We start from the raw sequence: 11,366 nt of genomic DNA, 5'->3' as shown, positions 1-11,366 counted from the left end.
GCCGTAAAAGCATCAGCCAAAGTACCCGAATAAGATATGGCGGCCATGGCTACAATCATAAAGGCATATATCTTTGATGAATTGCCAATTACATCGTTCCTCTTGAAACATATATACAGCAAAAATAGAATAATACCTATTGAAAGAGATATAAAATTCTTTATTTCTATCCCGCTACCGCTCATCTTAATAAACATACAATATATTAAAATTATATGTAATATTACAAGCATTAATATACGAAATTCTCTTGTAGTTTTGGCTATAGCTTTTTCATATAAATTAGTATAAATTTCCGCTATTTTTGATCTTATAACATATAAGATGAGTACAGCTATCGATACAATAAGTGAGTTTTTTAGTATCGTTTGATTTAAAGGATATGTGATAAATCTAGTAGCCATAGCGAAAAAGCTGCCTTTGGAATCATTTTCTGTTATAGAAGATAAATTAAAAGGAATGACAAAATTCATAATAGTAAAAAATATAGCAGAGGTAATGAGTAAAAAACCGATTCTTTTTATATAATCTTTAAAACTTGTAGCAACAAAAGCATATGCGACAAACAAACTAGCAAAAAGAACCAAACCCACATTTTGTTTAATGAAAAACAATAAAATACAAAACAAAATTCCAATTATATGATAAATTCTACCCATATTAGAATTGTAATTTTTGATATATTTTATAAAAAATAGCAATGTCAAAAATTCTGTAATATATACGTATGTATGATAATCTTTGGCGATATAGGTGCCGCTATTTATATTTAAAAATGTCGCAAAAAGTGCAGCCACGGCGCTGCTTGTTTTAGAAAAAAATTCTCTTAAAACCAAATACAATAAGATTACCTGTATCATTGCGGCTACTACGCCGATGCAGGCAAATGCAAAGAAATTTATCCCAAATATTTTTTGATAAAAGGCATTTATATATACAAATAACGGAGTCCATGCTAGATAAAAATCTTTATTGATCACTTCTCCTTTATTTACTAAATAAGCATAGGTTTCCCACCAGCCTTCTTGGAGTGAGAAGTAATGGTTAAATATCAGTAAATGTAACGCAAGCGTTATACAAAAGCAAAAAGCAACCATCAAATTTTCTAAAATTTTAGTGTTAAACATATTTACCTCAAATCATTTAAAATCATTTTCGCGTTCTCGTCGAAAATTTTACCTTTCAAATGCGCTTTGCAAAATTCCACTATGAGCCCGTGAAATAGCGCATACACGCCGTTTTCGTTCTCCAGCTTCTCTGCTTTTGCCGCCGCATCGCAGGGAGAGTTGGCGGAATTTACAAACTCATAGACCCGCCCAAATTCCAGCTCGCCGAGCCACGCGCTAAGCTCGTCGTAGCTTTCAAACTCATAGCTCAAAGCGCCCAGCAGCCGCGCCGAGTAATTGTCCGCGACCATCACCGCGCGCTCGCACGCATAGCACAGGATTGCGTCGCAGCTCTCCGCGCCGATCCCCTTGCGCGCTAAAAGCCACTCGCGGCTAACGCCCGATTTAAAACTCTCAAAATCCCCAAAATCCGCGATTATCGCTTTGCAAAGCAAGCTTAGGCGTCTAGCTTTTTGATTATAAAATCCACTTACTTTGATGATCTCCGCAAGCTCCGCTTCGTCTAACCCGGCAATCCCCTCTAAGCTCAAAAGCCCCTTGCTGCGCAGGTTTTGCAGTGCCGCGTCTGCATTGCGCCACGCCGTATTTTGGATCAAAATCGCCCCCACGACCACCTCAAAGCTTCCAAATCCGGGCCACCAGCGAAAATCCTTGATTTTCACGGCGCGAAAAAGCGCGATAAAAAGCTCGGTCGCGCTCATCTCACGCCTCCGAAATTTCTAGCGTAGTTTCTAAAACTTCGCGCGGCGGCGGCGATTTTTTGCGCGCACTCTAGCACGACGATAAAATTTACGCCAAATTTAAATTCGCGCGCCGTATTCATCTGCCGCCGCCTTTTAAATTTGCAAAAAATTCCTCGCCAAAGCTCAAGAAAAACTGCTTTGCCGCGCGGCCGCTGCGGCTTGCGCGAAGCATCGCAAACTCACGCGCCTTTGCGTGCAGCTCGTCTAAATTTGCGGCAAAGCTTAGGCAAAATTCCGCCGCACTCATACCTTGCGCAGCCGCAAAGTAGGCATCTACGATCCCTAAATATTCCCGCATGCTCCCGCCGTAAAAGCTTAGCTGTAGCCCAAAGCGCTCGCTAAGGCTGATTCGCTCGTTCGCCGCGTCGCTTAGGTGCAGCTCGCCGCGGCTTATCTGCGCGGCGTCGTTATCGCTTGCACATTCGCCTACGATGTGGCGGCGATTGGACGTCGCATACATCAGCACGTTGCGCGGCGCGCGCTCCAGTGAGCCTTCAAGCAGCGGCTTTATGTGCTTGTAGCCGCTCTCACCGAGCTCAAAGCTCAAATCATCGCAAAAGATGATAAATTTAAAATTTGTTTCGCGGATCGCGTCGATTATATCCACGAGATAGCCCAGATCGTCCCTGCCGATCTCGATGATCTTAAGGCCTTGCGGGATAAATTTAGAAAAAACCGCCTTCGCAAGGCTTGATTTGCCGCAGCCGCTCTCGCCCCATAGTAGCGCGTGATTGGCGCTCGCGCCACGCAGGAAGGCGTCAGTGTTTTTTATAAGAGCCGATTTTTGGCTCTCTAGCCCCACAAGCGCGTCAATACCCGTGAAATCGATGTCGCGGACGATCTTTAGCGCCTTTTTATTTGCGCGAAAGACGGCGACCTGTACCGTGCGCCAATCAATCGCGCTAAAATCGCTGAAATAAATTTGCTCGCCGGTGCCGCTCTGGGCGCTTTTTAGGATGGCTTGCGGCGCTAAATTTAAACTGCTCGCCGCGTCCAAATTTAACTCTTCGCTCACGCTTTTGCTCGCGCTTTTTTTGATATTTTCATCGCAAGTTCGCATTTTTTAGCTCCCTTCGCAGATAGATTAAAATTTCGTTTATCACGTCGTCATCGTCGCGTGTCTGCGCCTTTAATCGCACCTTATCGCCGTTTGCAAGGGTGATCAAGATATTTTCGTCCATGCTCGAAATCACGCGCAAGCCAATCTTCGTGGCCAAAACCTTAATCATCATCACGTCGATGAATTGCTTGGTGTAAATGTCCGCGCGCCCGAAGCGGTCCTCGATCTCGCCGAAAATTTCAATCACTTCGCTCGCCTCGGCGCACTTGCTAAGCCGCCTGTAAAGATCTAGGCGCAGGCGATCCTCTCTGATAAATTCCGAGTTTAAAAAGGCGTTTACGGAAATTTTAAGCTCCACGCTCGCAGCGGCGCTCTTTCTGCTTAGCAGCTTGCCGATCTCCTCTTCGAGCATCTTTAGATAAAGCGAGTAGCCGATCGCTTCGATATGCCCGCTCTGCGCCTCTCCGAGCAAATTTCCGCCGCCGCGAATCTCCAGATCGTGATACGCTAGCACCGAGCCGCTGCCCAAAAACGAGTTGCTCTCAAGCGCTACGAGCCGCTTTAGCGCGTCCTGCGTAAGGGCGGTTTTATCCTCGATCAAAAAGTAGCAAAAGCCCTGTTTGTTACTGCGCCCGACGCGACCGCGTAGCTGGTGCAGATCGGCGATACCGAATTTACCCGCGTTTTCGACTATTATAGTATTTACGCGCGGCATGTGGATGCCGCTTTCTACGATGCTGGTGCAAAGTAGCAGATCGTATCCGCCCGCTACAAATTTTAAAATTTCATCCTCCGTCGTCTTGGCGTCGATCTTGGAGTGCAGGATCAGAATTTTAAGGCTCGGCAAAATTTCAAGCAGCTTCTTTTTGGCGCTTTGCATCGTCGCGATGTGGTTATGAACGTAAAAGATCTGCCCGCCGCGTCGCAGTTCGCGCGAGATCGCCTCTTTTACGATCTTTTCGTCCCACTGCTTGACGAAGGTGCGCACGTCCAGGCGATCCTGCGGCGGGCTAAGCAGCGTGGAGTAGCTTTTAATCGAGCTTAGCGCCATATTTAGGCTGCGCGGTATCGGCGTCGCGGACATACTAAGCAGGTGCGAGGCGGCGCTTTTCTCTTTGAGCCGCTCCTTTTGCTTAACGCCGAATTTATGCTCCTCATCGATGATTATGAGCCCTAAATTTGCGGGGTTTAAATTTAAAAGCGAGTGCGTGCCGACCACGACGATCGCCTCGCCGCTTTGCAGGCGCTTTAAAATTTCACTCTTTTGCCTTGCGCTGCTAAAGCGATCGAGCTTGAAAACGGGAATTTCAAACTCCCTAAAGCGCTCGCTAAGCGTGGCGTAATGCTGCGAGCTAAGCAGAGTAGTGGGTACGAAAAACAGCACCGAATGACCGCTGCGAATGCAGGCAAAGATCGCATTCATCGCAACCTCAGTCTTTCCAAAGCCCACGTCGCCGCTAAGTAGGCGATCCATCACCTTGCCGCTTTGCAGATCCGCTAAAATCGCGCTCACAGCCTTTTGCTGATCGCTCGTGTAGCTAAAACCGCTTGCGCTTAAAAATTTCGCATAATCCGCGCTTTCGTTTTTGATGACGAGCCCTCGCATCAGCTCGCGCTTGGCAGCCAGTGCAATGATCTTTGAAGCGATCGCGAAGAGCTTTTCGCGCACTCGCTCCTTGATTTTTGAAAAGCTCGCCCTGCCCAGATGATCCAAGCTCACGGCGCCGCCGCTTGCTACGTAGCGATCGATCTTATTTAGATACTCTACCGGCAGCAGCAGCTTGTCGCCGCCCTCGTAGAGCAGGGATACGAACTCCTTGCTGCGCCCCATCACCTCGATGAGCTCAAGCCCGTTAAATTTAGCGATACCGTGATCTTCGTGCACGACAAAATCGCCCACGTTTAGCTCATCCAGAGCCAGGCTCGATCTTCGCACGCGCTTTTTAGGCGCCGCTTTGTTTAGCGAAAGGATGATACGCTCGGCGCTTATTAAATTTACGACGAAATCTTCGCGTAAAATTTCGATATTGCTAAATCCGCTAAGATCAAACGGCGCGAGCAGCGCGTCGTTTCGCGCGATCAGCGTGATAGCCTCGCTGCGGTGAAATTCAAAAAATTCCTGCGACGGCGTCACGGCGAGGTCTTTAAATTTACGCGCCGCGGGCAGTACCTCGATCGCGTCTAAAAAATCCAAATTGCGCTCAGAAAAAATTTCATCCTTTTTGATCTCATGCAGCAAGACGCAATCAAACGCGCTCACGTAATCGACGAAGCCCTCGATAAACCAAAACCCGAGCGAGCCCAGATCGCGCGCTAACGCGTCGCTATCCGCGCGCGATATCTTTTCGCTCACGCTCTCAAACTCGTCCTCGCTTAAATTTGCCAAAAACGGCGCTATCTCGGCTTGCGAAAGCTCATCTTTTTCGCTTTTTTGCGTCGCGACGTCAAAGAGCCTGATACTCTCAACCCTCTCGCCGTCGAGCAGAATTCTAACCGCGCTTTCGCTTCCTACCGAAAAAATATCGATGATCTCGCCACGGAAGCTCACCTCGCCCATGCTTTCGACGATGTCGCGCACGTCGTATCCCAGGCGTAAAATTTCATCTTTCAGCTCGCTTAAGTTTAATTCGCTTCCAAATTTTATATTTAACGGGCGCAGATGGCTTGCGGCGGGGAGTTTATTTAAGATCGTGCGGACGGGCGAGATTAAAATTTTTTTACCGCTTGCTTTGTAAAACGCGCTAAGAGCGGTGCTGATACCCGCAAGCTCACCCATGTAGCTGCGCAGATCCTCGCCGAAGCTCGCTCTAAAATCGGGCAGGCAAAAGGCCGCGTAGCCCATAAATTTTAGCACCTGCTCGCACGCCGCGGCTTCCTTTTCATCCTCGCAGATCAAAAGCTCTTTTTGGTTTTGCAAAAAGTATTCGTAAACCTCGGCTTGCATTATTTAAACCTTTCGATCTGGTGCTGCACGACGTTTGCGATCTCCTGCCACGATACGTTAGGCTCCAAGGTCGAGATATTTTTGAAATTCTGCGCGTTCCAGCTCATAAAATTTGCAGGATCAACGCTTTGAGCCAAAAACCTAACTTCGTAATGCAGGTGCGGGCCGGTGCTGTAGCCAGTGTTGCCGCTATAGCCGATAAGATCGCCCTTTTTAACCCAAGAACCGGGCGTTACGACCGCGGAGCTAAGGTGGCCGTAGCGGGTCTCAAAGCCGTAATTGTGCGATAAAATCACTAAAATTCCATATCCGCTGCCACTGCCGCCTGCAAACTGCACAAAGCCCTCTGCAGTCGCAAACACCGGAGTGCCCTCGCTTGCTCGCAAGTCGATGCCGTGGTGCATCCTCATAATGCCGCTGATTGGATGGGTGCGCATCCCAAAAGGGCTAGTGACGCCGCGATACTGCATCGGAAGTCCATTAGGCACAGCGCTAAGAATCGCGCTCGCCGTTTTTTCGCTAGCTGCGATATGCGCGCCGGAGCCCTTTTTACGCTCCTTTTTCATCTCATTCATCGCAAGCATTACCTGGATATCACTATCCAGCCCGCCTCCGTCGTCCTCGCGTCCGTCCAGCTTGGCAAGCACCTCCTCGTTTTTGCCCTCAAGCGCGATATTTTGCTCTTTAAGCGCGAGATTTTCGGCGTAGAGGGTTTTGTTTAGCTCTTTTAAATTTGATCGGTCGCTCGCAAGTTTAAAGATCGCAAAAAACAAAACTAGCAGAAAAATTATGAAAAACGCGGATAAAATTTTAAGTTGAAATCTAAAATTCTCGCCAAAATACAGCGTCTTGGTGCCAAAGTGATCGCTTAGGGTGAGTTTAGTTTTAGCCACGGCGCGCCTCAAGCCATAAAATGAAATTTTCTACCAAATGAAACGAGCCGAAAACCAAATACTCCTCGTCCGCTCTAAGCTCGCCGCGAAACGGCGAATGCGGAATTTTAAGCGCGTCAAGCGCACGGGTTATCGCCTCTGCCGCCATTTCGCGATCCGCAACCTCGTAGTTAAAGATCTCCACGCGCTCTACCACGGGCGCCAAAGTCTGCAGCACCGCAGCCACGTCCTTATCGGCAAAAGCGTTGTAAATCAGCACGATCTTTCTGCCCCTGTAGATTTCAATAATTTCGCGGGCGACTTGCTGTGCCGCAAGCTCGTTGTGTCCGACATCCACGCGTAAATTTGGCGCCAAAACTTCCATCCTGCCGCGTAAATTTAGAGGCGGCAGCTGCGAAATTTCAAATTTCAAATTTAAAAATTTCATCGCGGCAAGCGCTAGAGCTAAATTTGAAATTTGAAATTTAGGTAGATTATTGTGCGCGCAAAACTCCGCGATCTGCGCTTGCTCGCTCTTGCTTAAAAGCTCTGCTGCAAACCTCAAATGAGTTCCTTTTTGCTCTGCGATCTGCTGCGCGATACGAAGCGGAACCTCGCTCATCTCATCGCTTAAAATCGCTTCCTTATCCATCGTAATGAGCTTGGTGTGGGCGATCTGCTCTAGATTTTGTCCTAGCATGCCCAAATGATCGGTGCCGATCGGTGTAAAAAGCGACAGCATGCGCCCAAAGCTCGACGTAGCGTCAAACTCGCCGCCCATCCCGGCCTCGATCACGCAGTAATCGCAATCCCTAAAAAGCACTGCCGCCGCAAGCGTGAGATACTCGAAATATGACAGGCTATCTTTAAACTCCGCGGGCAAGCTCTCTTGCAAAAACTCATGCGCGAAATCAAGCTCCTCATCCGTGGCATCACGACCTAGCGAAATGGGAAGCGAGCTTTGAGCGGATTTAAAATTTGATCCTAGCGGAGATTTAAAATTTTGCTCCGGCGAGAATTTTAAATTTTGCTCAGACGGCGATTTGAGATCTTGAGAATTCCATAAATTTTGTGTAGAAGCAGAATTTTGCGTATCGATGGAATTTTGCGCGATGAAATTCTGCTCGCTACAAAAATTTTGCGTGGTATAAACGGGGTTTTGCAGGGCGGAATTCTGCTCGCCGCGCAAATTCTGCGTGGCGGAATTTTGCAAATTAGAAATAGAAATTTGAGAGGCGGAATTTTCTCCGCTCGCAAAATTTTGCATCTTTACGGAATTTTGTTTTTCCGTAAAATTTGACGCCGAAGCGGAATTTTGCTCGTTTTTAAAATTTAAAGCGCCTGAATTTAACGCAAAAACGGGGCCTTGCGCGATGCGTCCGCCTAGATAGATGCGCTCGTTGAGCTTAAAAACGTGCGGGCTAGTGTAGTGCCCGACGCTAAAGCCCGCTGCGGCGATCGCGTTAGCCAAAAACCGCCCGGTGCTGCCCTTGCCGTTGGTGCCGATGATCTGAATGACGTTTTTGAGCGGAATTTTATCTTTAATGGCGGCATACGCCCGCGGGAAGCGCTCATAGTCGATTTTTTTGTAATAAATCGGGCGATTTTGCAAAAATTCTTTAATGCTGCGCCCGCTCAAGTCTGAATCCCCTAATCGCAAGCGCCGAAATAAACTCGTCAAACGCCTGCGTAGAGGCATTTTCGATCGCCTTGTAGCGGTCCTTATCGCTAATGATCGAGCTCGTATCGTAGCTATTTTTGACTAGGCGGCTAACTTTAAAATCGTAATCGCCCACGCAATCCTTGCTGAAAACCTCGCCGTTTTTAAGCTTGGTGCTAAAATTTACGACAAGATTTGCGCGGTAGCTAGTGACATAGCCGAACTGATCGTATGAAAGCTCGCTAAAGCTCAGCCTTTTGATCGAAGCGACGATCTGGGTTTGAGCCGAGTTTTTATCCGCAAGGCTCATGCCCAGGCGCTGGACTATGCCCTGCCTGATCGCGTCTTTGATCGCGACGGTGTTTTGCGGATCGGTCTTGCTCATCATTACGTCCACAAATACGCTTCCATCCATCGTTTCTTTCGCGATCCTTGCGGCGGGTTTGTAGCCGCAGCCGATCAAAAAAATCAAACAAAAAACGGTTAAAGCTTTTCTCATCTTCGCCTACTTTATCACCAAATTTACGAGCTTGTTTTTGACGTAAATTTCTTTTACGATGCTCTTGCCCTCTAGCCATTTGGCGCAGTTGCGCTTCGCAAGGTTTAAAATTTCGCTCTCGCTTAGGCTCGCGCCCGCTTCAAACTCCGCGCGCTTTTTGCCGTTAATCGTGACGGCAAGCTTTATCGTATCGCTCTCAAAGACCTCTTCGCAAACTCTCAGCTCGCAAAAATTCGCCCGTCCAAACAGCCTCTCGCTAAGCTCGGCGCAGATGTGCGGCACGATAGGCTCGAGCAGACTTAATATCACGAAGTAGCCCTCGGTAAATACGTCTTTGTCGCTCTGCGCATTTAGGGCGTTTAGCGCCTCCATACACGCAGCAATTAGGGTATTAAAAGCAAAACTGCTCTCATAAACCTGCTGCGACTTCTTAAGCGCCTCATAAACTTTAAGGCGGGCGTATTTTTCCTCTTTGTTTAAAGCGGCGTGGTCGATCTGCGGAATTTTATCAGTAGCGTAGGCATTTTCGGCGCGATCGTAGAGGCGGCTAAGAAATTTATACGCGCCCTCTACCGCGCTGTCGTTCCATTCAAGCTCCTTTTGCGGAGGTGCTGCAAAAAGTATAAAAAGTCTCGCCGTATCGGCGCCGTATCTCTCGATAATATCATCGGGATCGACGGTGTTTCCTTTGCTTTTACTCATCTTCGCGCCGTCTTTTAGCACCATGCCCTGGGTTAGCAGCCGCTCAAACGGCTCGCTATCGCGCAGATAGCCTATGTCGCGAAGAGCCTTTTGAAAAAATCTCGCATACAAAAGGTGCAATATCGCGTGCTCGATGCCGCCGATATATTGATCGACGTTCATCCAGTAGTTCACGCTTTGCTCGTCAAACGCCCGCTGCTGCCACGTCCGTTCGTCGCTTGCGTAGCGCGCGAAATACCATGAGCTTTCAAAAAATGTATCGAGCGTGTCGGTCTCGCGCACCCCGTCGCCGCCGCATTTAGGGCATTTGCAAAACTTCCAGCTAGGATGCGCGTCGAGTGGATTGCCCTTGCCGGTGATCTTAATATCCTGCGGAAGCTCTACGGGCAGATTTGAAATTTCCTCGCTTACCAGCCCGCATTTTGGGCAGTGGATCATAGGTATTGGCGCGCCCCAGTAGCGCTGGCGGCTTACACCCCAATCGCGCAGTTTAAAATTTACCACGCGATGTCCGAGCCCTAGCTCTTCAAATTTTGAAATAATGGCACTTTTTGCCTTCTCGCTATTCATGCCGCTAAACTCTTCGGAATTTACCAAAACTCCGCTCTCTACGTAGGCTTTGCTAGCGTCGTAATCGCCGCTTTTTGGAGCGATGCTTTGAATGATCGGCAGGTTAAATTTCTTTGCAAACTCGAAGTCTCTTTCATCGTGCGCAGGCACCGCCATGACCGCACCGCCGCCGTATTCTGCTAGGACGAAATTTGCGATCCAAACGGGGATTTTTTTGCCGCTTAGCGGATGAAGCACGCTGATTCCGAGGCTCACGCCGTCTTTATCGCTTGCTTGACGCTCACGCGGGCTTTGATTTAAAATTTCTCTCACCTTCGCCGCAGCTTTGGCGTCAAGTAAATTATTATCCAAAAGTCTCTTTACGACCTCGTGTTCCGGCGCAAGCGCCGCGTAGCTCATACCGTAAATCGTATCGGGGCGCGTCGTAAAGACCTTAAAGCCCTCGATGCCGCCAAGTTTGGCGCTGCTTTGCTCGTCAAATTTAAAGCTAAATTCTAAACCCTCGCTGCGCCCGATCCAGTTTTCCTGCATCGTAAGCACCTGAGCGGGCCACTTGCCCTCAAGTTGCTTTAGGCAATCCAAAAGCTCCTGCGCGTAGGCGGTGATTTTTAGGTAGTAGCCAGGCATCTGCTTTTGCACGACCTCGTTGCCGCAGCGCCAGCACCTGCCCTCCTCGACCTGCTCGTTGGCAAGCACCGTCTGATCGTGCTCGCACCAGTTTACCACGGCACTTTTTCTATAGATAAGCCCTTTTTCAAAAAGTTTGATGAAAAATTCCTGCTCCCAGCGCGTATAGAGCGGATCGGAGGTGGCGAGCATACGACGAGCCGAAAAGCTAAAGCCCAGGCGGTGCAGCTCCTTTTTCATATAATCGATATTTTCGTAAGTCCAAGTTTTAGGGTGAATGCCGTGTTTGATCGCCGCATTTTCCGCAGGCATTCCGAAGCTGTCAAAGCCGATCGGCTGAAGCACGTTGTATCCGCGCAGCCTGTAGTAGCGGCTCAGCGTGTCGCCGATGCTGTAATTTCGCACGTGCCCCATGTGGATGCGGCCGCTTGGGTAGGGAAACATCGAAAGGATATATTTTTTAGGCAGGCTATAATCATCCTTAGGCTCGAAAGCCCCCTCTTCATCCCAAATTTTCTGCCATTTAAGCTCAATACTTTTACTATCGTAAGGCATTTTGCGC

Annotated in this window: 9 protein-coding genes and 1 pseudogene; all 10 read right to left on the bottom strand. The window is 48.5% G+C overall.

Going from position 1 to position 11,366, the window contains the following annotated elements; translation table 11 throughout:
- Positions 1–1,127, bottom strand: a 1,127-nt coding sequence (locus tag Q0413_RS09110) for a glycosyltransferase family 39 protein (RefSeq protein ID WP_298989575.1), incomplete at its 3' end; no start/stop codon positions are given.
- A gap of 2 nt (positions 1,128–1,129) precedes the next feature.
- The gene (locus Q0413_RS09105; RefSeq protein ID WP_298989573.1) at positions 1,130–1,828 is read right to left on the bottom strand and encodes a 3-methyladenine DNA glycosylase; all 699 of its coding nucleotides are present in this window, start codon (positions 1,826–1,828) and stop codon (positions 1,130–1,132) included.
- The gene (locus Q0413_RS09100) at positions 1,825–1,950 is read right to left on the bottom strand and encodes a hypothetical protein (protein ID WP_298989571.1); all 126 of its coding nucleotides are present in this window, start codon (positions 1,948–1,950) and stop codon (positions 1,825–1,827) included. Before Q0413_RS09100 ends, Q0413_RS09105 begins: the two co-directional genes overlap by 4 nt.
- Complete coding sequence (locus Q0413_RS09095; RefSeq protein WP_298989569.1) at positions 1,947–2,930, bottom strand: ATP-binding protein; 984 nt, start codon at positions 2,928–2,930, stop codon at positions 1,947–1,949. Before Q0413_RS09095 ends, Q0413_RS09100 begins: the two co-directional genes overlap by 4 nt.
- A complete protein-coding gene (locus Q0413_RS09090; protein WP_298989567.1) occupies positions 2,914–5,874 on the bottom strand; it encodes a DEAD/DEAH box helicase in 2,961 nt (986 codons plus the stop codon). Before Q0413_RS09090 ends, Q0413_RS09095 begins: the two co-directional genes overlap by 17 nt.
- Entirely contained in the window at positions 5,874–6,767 is an 894-nt protein-coding gene (locus Q0413_RS09085) for a M23 family metallopeptidase (protein ID WP_298989565.1), read from the bottom strand. The genes Q0413_RS09090 and Q0413_RS09085 overlap by 1 nt, the downstream gene beginning before the upstream one ends.
- A complete protein-coding gene (locus Q0413_RS09080; RefSeq protein WP_366939673.1) occupies positions 6,760–8,013 on the bottom strand; it encodes a bifunctional folylpolyglutamate synthase/dihydrofolate synthase in 1,254 nt (417 codons plus the stop codon). Before Q0413_RS09080 ends, Q0413_RS09085 begins: the two co-directional genes overlap by 8 nt.
- A 111-nt stretch (positions 8,014–8,124) precedes the next feature.
- Positions 8,125–8,328, bottom strand: a pseudogene (locus Q0413_RS11270) (bifunctional folylpolyglutamate synthase/dihydrofolate synthase); the annotation flags it as partial.
- Between the two features lie 37 nt (positions 8,329–8,365).
- Positions 8,366–8,905: an LPS assembly lipoprotein LptE gene (gene lptE, locus Q0413_RS09075; protein ID WP_298989559.1), complete on the bottom strand. Its 540-nt coding sequence runs from the start codon at positions 8,903–8,905 to the stop codon at positions 8,366–8,368.
- A 6-nt stretch (positions 8,906–8,911) separates the two neighbouring features.
- The gene (gene leuS / locus Q0413_RS09070) at positions 8,912–11,359 is read right to left on the bottom strand and encodes a leucine--tRNA ligase (protein WP_298989556.1); all 2,448 of its coding nucleotides are present in this window, start codon (positions 11,357–11,359) and stop codon (positions 8,912–8,914) included.
- Positions 11,360–11,366 lie beyond the last annotated feature (7 nt).

The organism is uncultured Campylobacter sp. (assembly GCF_938045465.1).
GTDB lineage: Bacteria > Campylobacterota > Campylobacteria > Campylobacterales > Campylobacteraceae > Campylobacter_B.
Note: the sequence above shows the minus strand (reverse complement) of the source record. Positions and strands in the feature narration are given on the sequence as shown.